Origin of the sequence: Paenarthrobacter sp. NyZ202 (assembly GCF_049860755.1) — a bacterium.
Lineage (GTDB): Bacteria > Actinomycetota > Actinomycetes > Actinomycetales > Micrococcaceae > Arthrobacter.
The window spans coordinates 2,817,261-2,834,804 of the sequence record NZ_CP187556.1 but is presented as its reverse complement, the minus strand read 5'-3'; the positions used below and the strand labels follow the sequence as shown (position 1 = coordinate 2,834,804).

Below are 17,544 nucleotides of genomic sequence, written 5' to 3'. Positions count from 1 at the left end.
TGGCCGCAGCACAGGTGAAGCCTTATTCTCGAATAATCATGACTTCAGCATCGGGCAGTTCAGCAGGCGGCAGATCCTTCCGCCCCGCGTCTTCGGAAATCCCCGTCACGGCCGCGGCTGACGGCTTGGGCAGCGAGGACGCCCTTATGGGTTCGCGGCCGATCGGCATCTTCGATTCCGGGGTCGGTGGCCTGACGGTGGCCCGCTCCATCATCGACCAGCTTCCGAATGAGTCGATCCTGTATGTGGGCGACACCGCCCACGGCCCGTATGGCCCCCTCCCCATCGCGGAGGTCCGGGCCAACGCCCTGGGCGTGATGGACGAGCTGGTCGATTCCGGCGTCAAGCTGCTCACCATTGCCTGCAACTCGGCGTCGGCCGCCGTCCTCCGGGACGCCCGCGAGCGGTACACGGCCCGGTACGGCATTCCCGTGATCGAAGTCATCCAGCCAGCAGTCCGGCGTGCCGTCTCCGCTACCCGCTCCGGAAGGATCGGTGTCATCGGAACGTCCGCCACGGTCGGTTCGCGCGCCTACGAGGACACGTTTGCCGCAGCGCCGGACCTTGCCATTACGTCTGTGGCGTGCCCTGCGTTTGTCAGCTTCGTCGAAGCCGGCGTCACTACGGGTCCGGAACTCCTGGCCGCCGCGAACGAATATCTGGCGCCCCTGAAACAGGCCGGCGTGGACACTGTGGTGCTGGGCTGCACCCATTATCCGTTGCTGACGGGCGTGATCTCCTTCGTCATGGGTGAGGATGTCACGCTGGTGTCCAGTGCCGAGGAGACGGCCAAGGATGTCTACCGTGCCCTCGCCAACGGCGGCATTCAACGGACGGAGGGCACGCCTCCGGGCCATGAGTTCATTGCCACCGGCGACGCCGCCCAGTTCGAAACCCTCGCCCGCCGTTTCCTGGGACCGGAGGTTCTCTCCGTGAAGCATGTGGACCACGTGTCGGCGCAGTATCCCACCGGCAGCCTGGCCCGGATCACGCCGGAGATGCTGGAAGCGGCCCGATCGGGGGCCGGGCTGTCCCGCCGGTCGTATTTCGTGCACCCCGCCGATGACCTGAACCGGGGCCCGTTGGAGAGTGGCCTGTGAAACTCACCATTGTGGGCTGCACCGGATCCTTTCCCGGTCCCGGCTCGCCTGCGTCCTGCTACCTGGTAACCGCGCACGACGGTGAGCGTGAATGGAAGATCGTGATGGACCTGGGCAGCGGTGCCTTGGGGGCTATCCAGCGGTACACCGACCTCGAAGACATTGACGCGATCTTCCTGACCCACCTCCACCCTGACCACTGCATGGACCTTTGTGGCCTGCATGTGGCAGTCCGCTGGAAACCAGGGGGCTGGGGCCGGGATCGCCTTCCCGTGTGGGGGCCGGCGGCCACTGCGGACCGGATGGCCACCGCCTACGGCCTGGACCTCGATCCGGGCATGCATGAGGAATTCGACTTCACCAACTGGGCCGAACAGAAGCCCGTGACGGTAGGTCCGTTCACCGTGACCCCCTTCAGCGTGAACCATCCGGTGGAGGAAGCGTACGCCCTGCGGGTCACGGCGACCGAACCGGGCAAGGACGGAACTCCGGTGACCAAAACCCTGACGTACTCAGGCGACACCGATTCCTGCCCCGGCTTGGAAGAAGCCGCCCGTGACGCGGACCTCTTCCTGTGCGAGGCGGCGTTCGAGGAAGGCCGTGACGACGGTATCAAGGACGTCCACCTCACGGGCAAGCGAGCCGGCGAGGCAGCCACCAACGCCGGGGCGAGGCGCCTGCTCCTTACCCATATTCCGGTCTGGACCTCCCAAACCAAGGTCATGTCTGAGGCCAAGCCGGTCTTTGCCGGGGACGTGGCCGTGGCAGTCGCCGGCGTCCACTACACGGTCTAACCCAACCCAACCAGGTCGCATTTGTGCGCGTTTTCAGCCGTCAAAACGCGCACGAATGCGACCTGGTTGGGTGCCGGGCCTCGATAAGCTTGGGTCATGACTTCAGAAGCTACAGCCACGCCCGTCACCCGTGCCGACGGACGAACTCCGGACCAACTGCGCCCCATCAGCATCACCAGGGGATGGTCCAAGCAGGCCGAAGGTTCAGCATTGATCGAGTTCGGCAACACCAGGGTCCTGTGTACGGCGTCCCTGACCGAGGGCGTGCCGCGCTGGCTCAAGGGTGAAGGCCGCGGCTGGGTCACGGCCGAGTACGCCATGCTTCCCCGGGCCACCAACACCCGCTCGGACCGTGAATCCGTCAAGGGCAAGATCGGCGGGCGCACCCATGAGATTTCCCGCCTGATTGGTCGTTCGCTGCGTTCCATCATCGACACCAAAGCCCTCGGCGAGAACACAATCGTGCTGGACTGCGACGTCCTCCAAGCCGACGGTGGAACACGGACGGCGGCTATCACCGGCGCGTACGTCGCCCTGGCCGAAGCCATCCGGTTCGCCCGCGAGAACAAGCTCATTGCCCGCAACGCCGAACCGCTGGTTGATACCATCGCCGCCGTTTCCGTGGGCATCATCGACGGCGTGCCCATGCTGGACCTGCCCTACGTCGAGGACGTCCGGGCCGAAACCGACATGAACGTCGTGGTCACCGGCTCCGGCAAATTCGTGGAGGTCCAGGGCACCGCGGAGGGTGCCCCCTTCGACCGTGACGAACTCAATGCCCTCCTCGACCTTGCCCTGATCGGCACCGGCCAGCTGGCCGCCATTCAGCGTGAGACCCTGGCGGAGGCTCCGTGACCGGGCCCGGGGCGGCCTCGCCGCGTCTGGTGCTTGCCACCCACAACAAAGGAAAACTGAAGGAGCTGCGCGAGCTGTTGCGTGGCCAGGTGCCAGGGCTCGACGTCGACACCCAAGTCGTGGACGCGGCTGCGGCAGGTGCGCCGGACGTCCGCGAAACAGGCGTCACGTTCGCTGAAAACTCGCTGCTCAAGGCACGGGCGGTGGCCGAGGCCACGGGTCTTGTTGCCATCGCTGACGACTCGGGTCTTGCAGTGGATGTCCTGGGCGGTGCGCCGGGAATCTTCAGCGCCCGGTGGTCCGGCAGGCATGGAGATGACGCCGCCAACCTTAAGTTGCTGCTGGCCCAGCTCTCCGATGTGCCGGACACCCACCGCGGTGCAGCCTTTGTGTGTGCCGCTGCGCTGGCCGTTCCGGGAACGGGAGGCGTGGAACGAGAAACGGTTGAGTACGGCCAGCTTGAGGGAACGCTGCTGCGCGAACCCCGGGGCGATGGAGGCTTCGGATACGATCCCGTGCTGCAGCCGGCAGGCATGGACCGAAGCTGCGCAGAGCTGAGCCCCGAGGAAAAGAACGCCATCAGCCATCGCGGACAGGCGTTCAGGGCTTTGCTGCCGGCCATTGTCGGTGCCCTCTCCGGGCATGGCGCTGCAGGCTGACTGCTGTCCCCTGACAAAAAGGCGCCCCGCGCAGAGCTTCATCAGCTCAGCGCGGGGCGCCTTTGGCGTCTGTCAGTGGTCGCCGTGCTTGCCGCCCTCATGTTCTTCGATGAATTCCTCCACCGGGTCCGTGCCCTCGAGCGCCGCTTTGCGCTTGGCAACGAAACCGCGGCCGACCTCGATGAAGATCGGGATGACGGAGACCAGCACGATCACGATGAAGATGATGTCCAGGTTCTCCTGGACCCAGGGAACGCGGTCACCCAGGACATAGCCCAGCAGGGTGACGCCGGCGCCCCAGAGCAGCGCGCCGATTACGTTGAACAGGAAAAATTTGCGCTTGTCCATCTGGGCCACGCCCACGATAACGGGGACGAACGTGCGGATGATCGGCACGAACCGGGCCAGGATCAGCGCCTTGCCGCCATGCTTTTCAAAGAAGGCATGGGCGCTCTCCACGTTCTCCTTCTTGAACAGCCGCGAGTCGGGCTTGTTGAAGATGGCCGGTCCCGCTTTGGAGCCGATGAGGTAGCCGGTCTGGTTGCCGATGATCGCAGAAACCACGATCAGGGCGGCGAAGGCCCAGATATTGAACTTGATGGTGTCCGTAGCCACCAGCAGGCCGGCGGTGAACAGCATGGAATCGCCCGGAAGGAAGAAGCCCACCAGCAGGCCGGTCTCGGCGAAAACGATGCCGCAGACCAGCAACACCACCCAGGGTGCCAGGGCGGGATCGGCGAGGAAGATCTGGGGGTTCAGCCAGTCCGGAAGGAACGAGGCCATGGGCGGCCGCACCGGACCCGCGCCCCCAATGGTGGATACGGCAAGGTCGCTCATCGCAGAAAAGATCACCCATTAAGCCTACTTGAACGCCGTGGTCCTCTTTTCTGCCCGGTTTTCTGCCCCGTGGGGCTTGACGACTCGCTGGTTGGTTGTATGGTTAGTTACATGAGTAACGAACCAATGAGGCGGTGATGTGATGATCGATGACAGCCGACCGATCTTCATGCAGATCGCCGAACTCATCGAAAACGGCATCGTGGACGGAACCATGCCCGAGGAATCGCAGGTTCCTTCCACCAACGAGTTCGCGGCGTTCCACCGCATCAATCCGGCTACGGCCGCCAAGGGCGTCAATGTGCTGGTGGATTCAGGGATTCTTTACAAACGCAGGGGGATAGGGATGTTTGTTGCCACAGGTGCCCGCGCCCAACTGATTGCCCGCAGGACCGAAGAGTTTTTTGAGCAGTACGTCCGGCCCTTGACGGCCGAAGCCCGCAAGCTGGGAATTACTCCGGAGCAGCTGGGCAGCATGATCGAACGAAGTTCCGGATTGGATCCGGAGACGGAAACCAAGGAAAGGAGCGCGGCCCTGTGAGCGAGATCATCGTCGAGGCCCGTAACCTGAACAAACGCTACAAAGACCTCAAAGCCCTGGACAACGTCAACCTTCAATTGACGGGCGACCGGATCTACGGCCTGCTGGGCCGCAACGGCGCCGGCAAGACCACCCTGATGTCCATCCTGACCGCCCAGGCCTTCGCTTCATCCGGCGACGCGCTCGTTTTCGGGGAAAACGCCTACGAGAACGACGGCGTCCTGTCGCGCATCTGCTTCATCCGGGAGTCCCAGAAGTACCCCGATGACTTCCAGCCCCGGCATGCTTTCCGTTCGGCTGCGCTGTTCTACAGGAACTGGGACCAGAAGTTCGCGGACCGCCTGGCCGAAGACTTCCAGTTGCCGGTAAACCGCCGGATCAAGAAGCTTTCCCGCGGCCAGTTGTCCGCGGTGGGAGTGATCATCGGCCTCGCTTCACGTGCCGAGCTCACCTTCTTCGACGAGCCCTACCTTGGCCTGGACGCCGTGGCACGCCAACTTTTCTACGACCGCCTGGTGGAGGATTACGCGGAGCATCCCCGCACCATCATCCTCTCCTCCCACTTGATAGATGAGGTTTCCAACCTGCTCGAACACGTCGTGGTGATCGACCGCGGCAGCATCATCATGGATGCCGACGCCGACAGCATCCGCGGTTCGGCAGTCACCGTTTCCGGGTCCGCTGAGAAAGTGGATTCCTTCCTGGCCGGCCGAAAAATCCTGCACCGGGAGACACTCGGCTCGCTGGCCTCGGTCACCGTGGATGAGCCACTGGACGGCCGCACGAGGATGGAAGCACAGGAGCTGGGACTGGAACTCTCGCCCGTCTCCCTCCAGCAATTGGTAGTACGCAAGACGATGGCCCGTGGCATGCCGGACAGTGCCGGCGCGCAGGACTTCAGTGAAGACACGATGGAGGCACGCAGATGAGCAGGGCTGTAGCAGTTGCGCGCATGCAACTGATCAATAAATGGACTTTCCTGGGCTGGCCCGTGGTGATCCTGGCCGCTGCGTTCCTGATGTCGCTGGCCATCTTTGCCCTGATCCCCGTGGCGGAGAACAAGTATGGCGGCGGCAGCCAGGCGCCGATGTGGTACTTCATGGTGCTGGGCATCCAGAGCATGACCCTGGTGTTTCCGTTCTCCCAGGGGCTGAGCATCAGCCGCAGGGCGTTCTACCTGGGGTCGCTGGGCCTGTTCGCCGTCATAGCCCTGGGGATGACCGGGCTGTACCTCCTGGGCGGCGTCATCGAGAGGGCCACCAATGGATGGGGAGTTTCCGGCTATTTCTTCACGATCCCCTGGGTAGCCGACGGCCCGTGGTACTCAACGGCGGCGTTCTTCTTCGTCGTGATGATGTTCATGTTCATTATCGGCTTCTGGTTTGCCACCATCTTCAAGCGCTGGGGGACCACGGGAGTGCTCATCTCCACACTGGGCACCGTGGTGGTGCTGATCGGGCTGGCCGCACTCGCCACGCTGCTGGAGTGGTGGGGGTCAATCGGTGGCTGGTTTGCCGGGCAGTCTCCCTTGAGCATCAGTGGCTGGGCCGCCCTGCTGTGCATCCTCCTGGCGGCAGGCTCCTACGCCACCCTCCGCCACGCCACTCCCTGACCGGGTGATGTAGCGTTCACCACAAACGCTTTCCGAAAGGGCCGCCCCGCCGCCGAAACCGGCCGGGGTTGGCCCTTTCCGCCTGTAACCTTGTCCAGTGGCATTGGACTTTACGGCGATCGACTTCGAAACAGCCAACGGCTTCAGGGGGTCCCCGTGTTCGGTCGGACTGAGCAAAGTCCGCGGCGGTGTGGTGGTGGAAGAAGCGTCCTGGCTGATGCGCCCCCCGGAAAACCACGACCACTTCGAGTACCACAACACCCGGATCCACGGCATCAGGGCCGAGGACGTTGCCGGCCTGCCGCGGTTCGCTGAGCTGTTCCCCGAGATCGGGGCCTTCATCGGTGACGACATCCTGGCAGCACACAATGCGGCGTTCGACCTCGGAGTCATCCGCTCGGCCCTGGAGGTGTCCGGACTGGGTGGCCCGGCCTATGACTACGTCTGCACCGTCATGCTGTCGCGGCGTTGCTATTCGCTGGTCTCCAATTCACTTCCCTACGCGGCCGAGGAAGCCGGGGTGCCGCTGGTAAACCACCACGACGCCGCGGAGGACGCCCGGGCATGCGCCGGCATCCTGGTGGACATAGCACGCCGCAACAACGCCAACAGCATCGCGGAGCTCTACTTGTCTCTGGGGCTGGCTGTGCCGCAACAGCCCGCCTTCCATCCCGCCACGGGCCTGTCGAAGGCCACGGCCGCGGCGCTCGCAGCCCAAGCGGCCGGAACCGGCCCCGCCGCGGCCCCGGGAGGCGTCGTTCCCGGCGGTCCCCGGAGCGGCTGGTCCGCGTGGCCGGAGGAAGGTCCCAACCCCTTGCCGAACCCTGCGGCCGAGCCGGGACATCCGCTGTTCGGGCAGACGGTGGTGTTTACCGGCGACCTGGCCATGACGCGCCCGGAAGCCAAGGCCCGCGCAGCTGACATGGGCGCCCGCCCGGAGAGCCGGGTCACTGCCCGGACTACCGTTCTGGTTGTCGGCAGCGGCTTCGTAGCCGGTGACCTGCGGGCAGGCAGGCTGACCGGGAAAGCGAAGCGGGTGCTCGAACTCCATGCCAAGGGCCAGCAGATCGAGGTGGTCTCCGAGGGCGAGTTCCTGCAGATGGTGGGTGGCTTCCAGCAGCGGCAGGCCTCGTGATGCCGCAGCGGTCATAGAGCGCAACAATGCTTCCCGCGCACAGGCAGGCGCTCCTAGCCTTGGATCATGACCAAGGCCAATCCTGCCAGTGCCCGGAACCAAGGCGGGGACATTGCGCTCCGGGGCGTGGACTGGCGCGCGGTTTTCGCTTTCCCCAATCCCGTGAATGAGCACGCTGCCAGGATCACCGCAGGGCTGGTGGTGGTCCTTGCTGTGGCCACGCTCGCAACGGGATGGGGTTGGGGGTTGGTGGTGATTGCTGCCGGCTTCTGGTTACGGGTGCTTTTCGGCCCACGGATTTCCCCGCTGGCCCTGTTGTCAACCAAGGTACTGGCACCGCGGATCGGCCACGCCAAGCTCGTTGCCGGTCCTCCCAAGCGGTTCGCCCAAGGCATGGGGGCCGCCATGGCGAGTGCCGCCGTCGTGCTCTATTTCCTGGGGTTCCAGCCCGCAGCCTGGACCGTCCTGGCGGTGCTGATCGTGGCAGCGTCCCTTGAAGCGTTCGCAGGGTTCTGCCTGGGGTGCGCAGTCTTCGCCTTCCTGCAGCGCCGGGGGATGATTCCGGACAGCGTGTGCGAGGCCTGCAACAACATCGCGCTCCGCCGTACCTGAGAACCGTCAGCCCACGGTGACGGCCAGCAACCGCGCGGCCATGCCCTCGATGACGTCCCTGCCCTCCAGTGCGTCCAACCAGGAGGGCGGCAGGCATGCCTCGCCGTAGAGGGCGCCGAGGATGTTTCCTGCAATTGAACCGGTGGAATCGCTGTCGCCGCTGTGATTGATGGCGACCGCCACAGCGGCGCGGAAGTGTTCCTGCGGCCCGCCGCCCGCGGTGGCCAGCACAGCGTAAAGCCCGACGGCGAGTGCTTCCTCTGCGACCCAGCCTTCACCCAATGCTTCGGTCAGGTCCTCCGGTGCCAGCAATTGCCCGTCGTCGGAGAGGTCCAGCGCAGCCTGGAGGCGGGCCTGGAGCTCCGGGGCCTTGACCGGCAGGTCCATCACGAGTTCAAGTGCCTGGGCGGCAGCGGCCCTGGCGTCACTGCCTGCCACGAGGTGATGGATCAGCAGGCTGAAGGCGGCCGCGCTGATCCGGGCCGACGGGTGGCCGTGGGTCAGGGAAGCGGCGTCGGAGCTCAGCTTTGCCACCGCTTGAGGCGAAATATGGGGAATCAGGCCGAACGGAGCCGACCGCATGACCGTGCCGCAGCCCTTGGAGTCGGGGTTGACGGGCCGTGCAGCGGTTCCCATCTCGCCCGTGGCGAGGCCGCTGAGGCAGGCGTTCCCCGGCGCCCGGCGGTGTTTGAGGACCTCCTGCCGGTCGATCCAGCGCGGCTGGGGCACGGGGGCCGAGGGCGAAACAGCCACATCCTGGGTGGCCAGCCAGCGCAGGTAGGCAAGCCACAGGCACGCGGTTTCGTCGGCGGCCACTCCGTCGTTGGCCCATTCCAGTGCTTCCACCAGGCCGTCCACGGTGTACAGCGTCATCTGGGTGTCATCCGAAAAGTGGCTGACGCCGTCGAGCTGGTCAAAGGAGGTGAGGCCGGCGGCACCGTACCGCGCCCGGATCGTCTTGATGGGGTCGAATTCCACGGCGTAGCCCAGGGAATCACCCAATGCTCCGCCGAGGAGCGTGCCGCGCACACGCGACGGGAAGGACGGGGCAGCAGCGGAAGGGGAGTCAACACTCATGGCAGTAACTTACCGTGCCCGTCGAACCCCGCTGATATGGTGGGGAGGCTGCGGGGCGACAGGGGCTGCCGGGCATGGACGAACGTGGAGAGGCACCGTGCGCGAACCGGCTTGGCGAAGAACAGGCAAAACGCCTGACTACCGTTTCTCCCTTGCCAACGAACGCACTTTCCTGGCCTGGATCCGCACGTCCCTGGCTTTGCTGGCAGGTGCCGTGGCAATCGACCAGCTCGCACCGAACATCGCGCCTCAGCCGGTCAGGGTGGTCCTCTGCGTAGCCCTGTCCGTCATTGGGGCCGGACTTGCTGCCCTGTCCTACCGGCGGTGGGGGCAGATGGAGGCCGCCATGCGCAACGACCGGGCCTTGCCGTTCTCCCGTGTGATGTTGTTCATGACGATCGTGGTGGCACTTTCGGCGTTCGGATTCGCCGTCCTGATCCTCATAGCCCGGTAGACATGGACACCACCCGTGATCCTGGACTGCAGCCCGAACGGACCACCCTCGCCTGGCGCCGGACGCTGATCTCCCTGGTGGTGGTGGACCTGTTCATCTGGCGGAGCTGGCTGGTGTCCGAACCATCCACCGCCCCCCTGTACCCGGGGCTCCCCGGATTGGATTACCAAGGGCTGTGTGCCCTGGTGGCTGCCGCGGCCACGGCCGTCCTTGCCGCCGTGGTGTGGGTCCGCTCACGGCAGCTCCACGGTGGAAACTCCGCCGTCCCGGCCAAACTGGTCCTGGCCAGCACTGTGGCCGTGCTTGCTTTGGGCGCCTCTGCGATCGCGGCGATCGCCCTGGGCGGCTAAGCTCGAAAGGATGCACTGCGGGGGCCGGTCCCAGCAACTCCCCAGATTCCGCTGGCAAGATTTCCAAGGCCCCGTTCCCGACTTCAAAGGATGCCCAGCCATGACCTCTCCTGTGCAAGCACCGCCCGCGCCTAGGCCTGGACTGATTGCCCGGCTCAGCGCGGAAGCCCTCGGAACCATGTTCCTGGTGCTGGTGGCTGTCGGTGTCCAGATCTTCTCCAATCCCCAGGCAGGTCCGTTGCCGGCCACCCTTGCTGCCGGCTTGGCGGTGACGGCGGCCATGCTGGCTTTTGGTTACGTTTCGGGAGGCCACTTCAACCCGGCCATCACCCTGGGCAGCCTCATCGCCGGCCGTATCCGGCCGGTCGCTGCCCTGGCCTACGTACTGGCACAGGTGGCCGGTGCCGTGGTGGGTGCTGCGTTGGCCTTCTTCGTGGTCCTCACTGTGCCGGTCCTGACCGACGCCCGCGGGGCTTTCGGCACTGTGGCTGCCGGCTTTGGCGAGCACTCCGCAGCTCAAACCCAGCTGGCAGGCGTCCTGCTCGTTGAGGTCATCGGGTCCGCGCTCCTGGTGGCGGTGTACCTGGGGGCGACGGCCGGACGCCGCGCCATCCCGGCGTTGGCGCCCTTCGCGGTGGGCCTGGCCCTTGCTGTCCTCCTTCAACTCGGCCAGGTCCTGGGCAACCTTCCGTTCAACCCCGCCCGGGCAACAGGCCAGGCGTTCTTCAGCCCGTCCTGGGCCCTTGAAAGCCTGTGGCTGTTCTGGGTTGCTCCCTTGATGGGTGCGGCCCTGGCAGGGTTTGTCTTCCGCGGATTCAGCGACTTCTCCCCGGCTCCGGCGGGCGCCGGCGACGCCCCTGAAGAAGCCGCTGAAGAAACTGCTGAAGAAGCCGCTGACGACGACACCGACGACGACACCGCGGCGGAGGAAGCGGGTCGCGCTGATGCCGGGGCGGATGCTGCAGCCGGCAGCAGGCCGGTCAAGCCGGCCGCCAATGAGGCCCGCGACTTCTTCGACGGCAGGAAAGGCTAGGAACGGGTTAAGGATCGACGGCGGGCGGCCTGCCTTCGCTTTTTTGTCGGTGCCCACCGTTAGCTTGAAAATATGCGGTTACTTCATACCTCCGACTGGCACCTCGGCCGGTCCTTCCACGGCGTAGGGATGCTCGAGGCCCAGCGTAGCTTTGTGGATCAGGTGGTGGCTTTCACGGAAGCCAACGCAGTGGACGTCGTGCTCATTGCCGGGGATGTCTATGATCGCGCCCTGCCCGGGCTGGATGTCGTCAGGCTCCTTGACGAGGCCTTGGTCCGGCTCACCGCGGCAGGCGCAAAGGTGGTGCTGACCAGCGGCAACCACGACTCCGCGATCCGGCTCGGCTTCGCTGCCCGCTTGCTGGAACGCGGCGGCGTCCACGTGAGGACCCGCGTCGAGGACCTGAATGTTCCGGTGCTCTTTCCGTTCGATGGTGCTACCGGGGCTACGCTCGCCGTGTATGGAATTCCTTATCTGGAGCCTCGCCTGGTAGCCGGTTCCTTGGGCCTGGAGGAAGCAGGTCATTTCGAGGTCACCCGTGAGGCTGTCGACCGGATCAGTCAGGACGTTGACCGCCGGCGTGCGGACGGGCCGGTTTATCCCGTGGTTTTGGCACATACGTTCGCCAGTGGCGGCATTACCTCGGACAGTGAACGGGACTTGAGTGTCGGGGGCCTGGGCGCCGTCCCCTTGGATCTGTTCCAGGAGTTTTCCTACACGGCCCTCGGACACCTGCACGGGCGCCAGGAATTGACCCATAACGTCCGCTACTCCGGGTCTCCGCTGGCCTACTCGTTTTCAGAGGCCAAGCACCGGAAAGGCGCGTGGCTGGTGGACATTGCAGCAGATGGCAGTGTGGAGGTGCAGGACGTTTTTTGGGATGCTCCCAAGCCGCTGGCTGTCCTCCGGGGCGCGCTGGCAGAGCTGTTGGCAGCTGAAGAGCACCAGTGGGCTGAAACTGCTTACTGCCACGTCACCCTGACCGATCCGCAGCGTCCCGCGCAGGCCATGGAACAGGTCAGGACCAGGTTTGCCGGGACCCTGGTCCTTGCTTTCGATCCCCAGGGGGCGCAGGCCAAGGCTGTCACGAGTTACAGCAGCAGGCTTGCTGCCGCGGAAAACGACCTCGGGATCTGCTGCGGGTTCCTCGACCACGTGCGGGACCGCGAGCCCGTGGGGGCGGAAGAAGCGGCCCTCCGTGAGGCGCTGGAAGCGGTTCGACTGGAAGAGGCCGCACAATGAGGATCCACCGCCTGGAAATTGAAGCCTTTGGGCCGTTTGCCGAGCCGCAGGTCATCGATTTTGACCAGCTCGGAGCACAGGGCCTGTTCCTCCTCAACGGTGCCACCGGGGCAGGGAAGACCAGCATCCTGGACGCTGTCTGTTTCGCACTTTATGGTTCCGTACCGGGCGCCCGGCAGGATGGCAAGCGCCTGCGCAGCGACCACGCCGCCCCGGCCGCTGAGCCGCGTGTCGTTTGTGAATTCTCGGCCAGGGGACGCCGGTTCGAAGTCAGCCGCTCGCCGGCCTGGGAACGGCCCAGCAAAAGGGGCAGGAACGGAACCACCACCCAGCAGGCCAAGACTCTCCTGCGCGAGTGGGTCTCCGGTGAGTGGCAGGAGAAGACGTCCCGCAATGATGAGGCCGGGGCGGAACTTGCTGATGTGCTCGGCATGGACCGGGAGCAGTTCACCCGTGTGGTGATGCTTCCCCAAGGGGACTTCGCAGCCTTCCTCCGGTCCAAGGCCGCTGATCGCCTTGACCTGTTGCAGAAGCTGTTCGGCACCCAGCGCTTCGAAGCCGTGGAGCGGCAGGTCGCACGGCAGGCAGCGGAGGCGTCGGGTGCCGTGGAGGACAACGCGGCCGAGCTGAAGATGCTGCTGGACCGCGCCGCTGCCGAACAGGAACACTTGGGCGGGGAGCATGCGCCCTTCGATCCCGCGGCCGGGGAGCCGGAGGCCTGGCTGGCGTCGGTTGAAGCAGCCGTGACAGCCGAAGAGGACCGGTGCCGGACTGCGGCCCGAGCTGCCGAAACCCACGCCGCCGGGCTTTCGGCCAAGCTGCAGGAAGACCAGGACAAGGCCAGGCGCCATGCCAGGCTGGCTGCCGCGATGCAACGCCGTGTCCTCTTCGAACTGGCTGCGCCGCAAGCACTCGAGGATCGGGAGCGACTTGATGCCCACCGGCGTGCGGCGGTCCTGAAAGGCCAACTCGACGCAGTTGACGCCGCTGCGCTGAAGGTCCGGTCCGCTGTCGCCCGCAAGGACCACGCAGCGAGTCAGCTGACTGAATCAGGGCATGCTGGCCCGGAGGCAAAGGCGGCACTGGAAACGGTGAAGGCTGCCGTCGCCGTGCTGGAAGCCAGCCTGCCTGATGAACAGCGTCTTGAGGCGATCGCGCGGCGGATGGCTGACCTGCACAAAGAACGTGCTGCCAGCGCGGCCGCGGTAGAGTCGGCGGCTGCCACCCTTGTCCAGTTGCGGGCCGAAGGCGATGCCCTGGACGCGGAGATCACCTCGCTTGAGCCCTTGGCAGCCCGGCAGCCCGACCTTGACCGCGAGGCGGAAGCGGCGGCAGCTGCGGTGGACGTCGTGGCCCGGCATGCAGTGGCTGCCAAGGAAGCGGACCAGGCAACGTCACGCTGCTCCCGGGCAAGAACGATCTCGCAGGACCTCCGGCAGGCGTGGCTGGATCTGCGCGAAGAGCGGCTTGCCAACGCTGCAGGCGAACTCGCCGCTGCCCTGGTTGACGGTGAACCTTGCGGCGTATGCGGAAGCTCCGAGCATCCCCACCCGGCGCGGGCGGCCAGGACGGCGTTGTCCTTGGCACAGGAGGAGGCAGAGGCGCGGGAGGCATTCGAGGCGAGCGAAAAAGAGCTCGATCAGCTGTCCACCGAGCAAGCCGCCGCAGGACAGGCCCTCGCGGCGCTCGCTGCCCAGGGCGGAGACGCTGATCCCTTGGTGGCAAAAGAGCGTCTGGAGGAAGCCCGGCTGGCTGCGTCGCAGGCACTGGCTGCGGTGAAGAAACTTGAGGGACTGCGCGTCAGCAAGGACAAGCTCACGGCACGCGTCACGCTCCTGCAGGAGGAGCATGACGCCTCCCTCAGCAGTGAAGCGCAGGCGTCATCGGCCCTGAGGCTCCTTGCGGAACAGCACCAGGAGCTCGAAACGGAGCTTGCCGGCTTGAGGCAGGAGCACCCGAGCCTTCGCCACCGCCTGGACATTCTCCTGCGGCAATCCGAAGTGCTGCAGGCGTATGTCGCCGCGGACGACTCCGCCCGGCTGGCGCTGCAGATGGAAGCGGACGCTCATTCGGCACTGGAGCGCGCCCTGCCCGACGCCGGGTTCACCTCCGCTGATGCAGCCCGGAAACAGCTGCTGCCGGCTTCGGACGTTGTGGGGCTGGAAACTGCGGTCGCAGACTTCGATACCGAAGGTGCCCGCTTGGAGGAGTTGTTTGCCGCCGAGGAACTGGTCCTGGCCGCCAAGGAGGCTGCGCTGGGGGAGTTGCCCGTTCCGGAGCCAGAGCTTGCCGCGGCCGGGGAAGAGGTTTCCCGAGCCACCCGGACAGCCACGTCGCTAGCGGTGGCTGCGGGGGTGGCGCGCAAGGCAGTGACCGCGCTGGCCAGGATCCGCAAGGACTACACCGAACTCAATGCGGCCGGCAAGGAGCCCCGGGAACGGGCCCGCATTCTGTCCGGTCTGGCTGAAACGCTCCGGGGTGCCGGCGACAACAAGTACAAGATGAGCCTGAACACCTACGTGTTGGCGGCGCGCCTGGAGCAGGTGGCACTGGCTGCCTCGGAGCGCCTCGTGGCCATGAGCGATGGCCGCTACACGCTGCAGCACACGGACGCCAGGGCTGCCCGCGGTGCCAAGTCCGGCCTGGGCCTGGAAGTAGTGGATGAATGGACGGGCCACCGCCGGGACACTTCCACACTCTCCGGCGGCGAATCCTTCATGGCTTCCCTGTCCCTGGCACTGGGGTTGGCCGATGTGGTGCAGCACGAAGCCGGGGGAGTGGATATTGAAACCCTGTTCGTGGACGAAGGCTTCGGCAGCCTGGATGAGCAGGCACTCGAGCAGGTCATGGACGCACTGGAAGGCCTCCGCAACGGCGGCAGGGTGGTGGGGCTGGTCAGCCATGTCGCCGAGATGAAACAGCGGATCGGAAGCCAGTTGCACGTGGTCAAGGGCAGGAACGGATCCACGGTCCGCATGGCCGAGGCTGTCCCGCTCTGATGCGGATCCGATAGACTTGATCCGTTATTCCGGGTTGCGCGCATCGGGAGGAGGGACGGTGCGCACCTTTAGTGAACCCGGAAAACATGGACAATACTTCCCATCCAGTCCACCACGTGGTGGCCCCCACCTCTCCCGCCCAAAAGCAGCCCGTCCTGCAGGCTGATCCGCTGCGCCCCCAGGGCCAGCCGGTGGCCGCGGCCCGGCGAACCTCCCGTTTGCCCGGCAGGTTTGCGCGACTGCCGGAATTGGCCGGTCCGGGGTTCCTGCCCCTGGGGCTGTTCGCGCGCCTACCCCTTGCGATGCTGACCGTGGGGACCTTGACGCTCATCACCGCGGTCAGCAACTCCTACGCCATAGGCGGCATGGCAGCGGGCGCTGTAGGCATTGGTTCAGCTGTCGGTGCCCCCGTCCTGGGTTCCCTCGCGGACCGTGCCGGCCAGCGGGCTGTCCTGCTCGCGGCCGCAGTGATCAACACCCTGGCCGTGGCCGGGTTATTGGCGGCCGCCTATCTCACGCCTTCGTACGGATCGCCGGTCGACGCCCTCGCAGTGCTTGTCATGGCCTTTGTTGCCGGCGCCAGTTGCCCGCAGGTGGGTCCCATGGCCCGTGTCCGGTGGATGGCGCTCACTACCCGCAACCTGGCGTCGCCAACCACTGGACACCGAAGCGTTGCAGCCAACCGTGCGGATCTGGACACGGCCTTGTCCTATGAGGGGACGGCCGACGAAATCACGTTTGTCCTGGGACCCGCGTTGGTGGGTCTGCTCGCAAGCCTGGTGGCACCCTGGCTTCCCCTTGCGCTGGCGGCGGCCATGACCATCACCCTCGTGCCGGCCTTCGCCGTTCATCCCAGCCACCTCGCGGTGGTTCCGCACCCACGTAAGCCGCGTTCCGCCGTCGTTGGTTCCGAAACCGCCCAGCCACGACGCCGGTGGGCGATGGCTGTCGTGGCTGTCCCGGTCTTGGCCATGATCTGCATGGGCACCTTCTTCGGGGCGACGCAAAATGGATTGAGTGCCTTCGGCGCCGCGTTTGCCACTGCGGAAATTGCCGGCCTCCTGTACGCGGTGATGGGTCTCAGCTCAGCGGTGGCGGCGTTGTCGGTGGCTTTTTGGCCGCAGCGCTTCGGCCTTGCTGCCCGTTGGGTGGCCGCAGCGTTGGCGATGTCGGTGTTGACAGTCTTGTTGCTGCTGCCCGCCGGTCTCTGGTCAATGATCGTTGTCCTCTTGGTCCTCGGCATCCCGGTGGGTCCTGTGATGGTCACAGTCTTCAGCATCGGCGGCGTGGTTGCCCCGAACGGGCGCATGGCGACGGTCATGACCGCACTCGCGAGTGGAATTGTTGCCGGAACTGCGTTGGGCGCCTACCTGGGTGGCCAGTTGGCCCAAACGCAGGGATACGGTGGCGCCTTCCTGGTGTCGATGGCCGCAGCAGGTGGATTGCTGCTGCTGGGATTGGTGACGTGGTTGGTCATGCGCCGCAAGGGCAAAGCCTGACTCAGCTGTAGTCCAGCCCGGACGCCAGGGAACGGGCCATGAGCTCCACAAGCCGCAAGGAGCGGTCCTCGTCCGGGTCGGCAAGGTGCTGCATGCTGATGCCGTCAATGCCTGAGATGAAGAGCCTGGTGATGTCTTCCAGGTTGTGGGGGAGCGGCTCGCCGGAGGCTTTGGCAGCGTTGCGGAACAATTCCAGCGTGGAATTCACCCAGCCGTCGTACATTGACCGGTTCATAAGCAGGGCCTGGGGCTGGTCCACCGCCTCTACCCGGTACCTCCTGAGCAGCAGCTCGAAGGTGGTCACCTGCTCGTGGGGGTTCTCGAGCATCCTGCTCCAGATACGGCGGGCGTGGGCGCCGATCATGTGGCGCAGTCCCAGTCCGGGGTCGGCTACGGGTTCCAGCGCCTTGGCGTAGTCCCTGCTGAGGAAGTTGTAAACCTCTTCGAGAAGTTCGTCTTTGTTGCGGAAGCAATAGTGGAGAGCTGCCAAAGGGGCGTCGGCCTCGCTCGCTATCCGTCGGGTAGTAGCGGAGGCGAGCCCGTCCTGGGCAATAACCCGTGCTGCTGCTTCCACGAACTGCAATCGCCGTTCCTCGGCGGGAACCCTGGCCATCCGCGCCCCTCTCATCATGTGCTGACCGGTCATGCCGGTCCCAAACGATCCTAGGCGTTGTCCGCCCGGGTCGGCTTTCGGCGCCACCGGAGAGGCTGGAAATGACCTCCGGGAAAAATTTTATCCGAAAAC

18 protein-coding genes are annotated in these 17,544 nt (G+C 65.5%); 15 read left to right on the top strand and 3 right to left on the bottom strand.

The features are described 5' to 3' along the window. Positions 1-146 precede the first annotated feature (146 nt). The 4 genes from murI (at position 147) to rdgB (ending at position 3,408) form a co-directional block, all read left to right on the top strand. The gene (gene murI / locus ACPFL9_RS13145; RefSeq protein ID WP_426007566.1) at positions 147-1,100 is read left to right on the top strand and encodes a glutamate racemase; all 954 of its coding nucleotides are present in this window, start codon (positions 147-149) and stop codon (positions 1,098-1,100) included. After that, positions 1,097-1,894, top strand: a complete 798-nt coding sequence (locus tag ACPFL9_RS13140) for an MBL fold metallo-hydrolase (RefSeq protein ID WP_426003182.1) — start codon at positions 1,097-1,099, stop codon at positions 1,892-1,894. Before murI ends, ACPFL9_RS13140 begins: the two co-directional genes overlap by 4 nt. 96 nt (positions 1,895-1,990) lie before the next feature. After that, on the top strand, positions 1,991-2,749 hold the full coding sequence (rph, locus tag ACPFL9_RS13135) for a ribonuclease PH (RefSeq protein ID WP_426003181.1): 759 nt from the start codon (positions 1,991-1,993) through the stop codon (positions 2,747-2,749). After that, positions 2,746-3,408 (top strand): RdgB/HAM1 family non-canonical purine NTP pyrophosphatase, encoded by a 663-nt coding sequence (rdgB, locus tag ACPFL9_RS13130; protein WP_426003179.1) that lies wholly within the window; start codon positions 2,746-2,748, stop codon positions 3,406-3,408. Before rph ends, rdgB begins: the two co-directional genes overlap by 4 nt. A gap of 72 nt (positions 3,409-3,480) precedes the next feature. Here rdgB and ACPFL9_RS13125 read toward each other — a convergent pair whose 3' ends face one another. Then, positions 3,481-4,245 (bottom strand): VTT domain-containing protein, encoded by a 765-nt coding sequence (locus ACPFL9_RS13125; protein WP_426007565.1) that lies wholly within the window; start codon positions 4,243-4,245, stop codon positions 3,481-3,483. 142 nt (positions 4,246-4,387) lie between these two features. Here ACPFL9_RS13125 and ACPFL9_RS13120 point away from each other — a divergent pair, with 142 nt between their 5' ends. From ACPFL9_RS13120 to ACPFL9_RS13100, 5 genes are all read left to right on the top strand, one after another. After that, positions 4,388-4,786: a GntR family transcriptional regulator gene (locus ACPFL9_RS13120; RefSeq protein WP_426007564.1), complete on the top strand. Its 399-nt coding sequence runs from the start codon at positions 4,388-4,390 to the stop codon at positions 4,784-4,786. Continuing rightward, positions 4,783-5,715: an ABC transporter ATP-binding protein gene (locus tag ACPFL9_RS13115; protein ID WP_426003178.1), complete on the top strand. Its 933-nt coding sequence runs from the start codon at positions 4,783-4,785 to the stop codon at positions 5,713-5,715. The genes ACPFL9_RS13120 and ACPFL9_RS13115 overlap by 4 nt, the downstream gene beginning before the upstream one ends. Next, positions 5,712-6,398: a hypothetical protein gene (locus tag ACPFL9_RS13110; RefSeq protein WP_426003177.1), complete on the top strand. Its 687-nt coding sequence runs from the start codon at positions 5,712-5,714 to the stop codon at positions 6,396-6,398. Before ACPFL9_RS13115 ends, ACPFL9_RS13110 begins: the two co-directional genes overlap by 4 nt. Positions 6,399-6,495: 97 nt before the next feature. Beyond that, positions 6,496-7,533 (top strand): exonuclease domain-containing protein, encoded by a 1,038-nt coding sequence (locus tag ACPFL9_RS13105; RefSeq protein ID WP_426003175.1) that lies wholly within the window; start codon positions 6,496-6,498, stop codon positions 7,531-7,533. 66 nt (positions 7,534-7,599) lie between these two features. After that, entirely contained in the window at positions 7,600-8,145 is a 546-nt protein-coding gene (locus ACPFL9_RS13100; protein WP_426003173.1) for a DUF4395 domain-containing protein, read from the top strand. 6 nt (positions 8,146-8,151) lie between these two features. On the opposite strand, the gene ACPFL9_RS13095 is transcribed toward ACPFL9_RS13100, so the two are convergent. Further along, positions 8,152-9,222, bottom strand: coding sequence for an ADP-ribosylglycohydrolase family protein (locus tag ACPFL9_RS13095; RefSeq protein ID WP_426003171.1), 1,071 nt, complete (start codon positions 9,220-9,222; stop codon positions 8,152-8,154). 97 nt (positions 9,223-9,319) lie between these two features. On the opposite strand from ACPFL9_RS13095, the gene ACPFL9_RS13090 reads away from it, so the two are divergent. The 6 genes from ACPFL9_RS13090 to ACPFL9_RS13065 all read left to right on the top strand — a co-directional run bounded on the left by ACPFL9_RS13090 (position 9,320) and on the right by ACPFL9_RS13065 (position 16,799). Next, a complete protein-coding gene (locus ACPFL9_RS13090; protein ID WP_426003169.1) occupies positions 9,320-9,676 on the top strand; it encodes a YidH family protein in 357 nt (118 codons plus the stop codon). Positions 9,677-9,678: 2 nt separating this feature from the next. Next, positions 9,679-10,026 carry a DUF202 domain-containing protein gene (locus ACPFL9_RS13085; RefSeq protein ID WP_426003167.1) on the top strand — a complete coding sequence of 116 codons (348 nt, stop codon included), beginning with the start codon at positions 9,679-9,681 and terminating at the stop codon, positions 10,024-10,026. A gap of 100 nt (positions 10,027-10,126) precedes the next feature. Further along, positions 10,127-11,059 (top strand): MIP/aquaporin family protein, encoded by a 933-nt coding sequence (locus tag ACPFL9_RS13080; protein WP_426003166.1) that lies wholly within the window; start codon positions 10,127-10,129, stop codon positions 11,057-11,059. 72 nt (positions 11,060-11,131) lie between these two features. Continuing rightward, a complete protein-coding gene (locus ACPFL9_RS13075) occupies positions 11,132-12,301 on the top strand; it encodes a metallophosphoesterase family protein (RefSeq protein WP_426003164.1) in 1,170 nt (389 codons plus the stop codon). Beyond that, entirely contained in the window at positions 12,298-15,300 is a 3,003-nt protein-coding gene (locus ACPFL9_RS13070) for an AAA family ATPase (RefSeq protein ID WP_426003163.1), read from the top strand. Before ACPFL9_RS13075 ends, ACPFL9_RS13070 begins: the two co-directional genes overlap by 4 nt. 86 nt (positions 15,301-15,386) lie before the next feature. Then, positions 15,387-16,799, top strand: a complete 1,413-nt coding sequence (locus ACPFL9_RS13065; protein ID WP_426003161.1) for an MFS transporter — start codon at positions 15,387-15,389, stop codon at positions 16,797-16,799. Position 16,800: 1 nt separating this feature from the next. Here the strand turns inward: ACPFL9_RS13065 and ACPFL9_RS13060 are convergent, their stop codons facing one another. Continuing rightward, entirely contained in the window at positions 16,801-17,445 is a 645-nt protein-coding gene (locus ACPFL9_RS13060; protein WP_426003160.1) for a TetR/AcrR family transcriptional regulator, read from the bottom strand. Between the last annotated feature and the right edge of the window lie 99 nt (positions 17,446-17,544).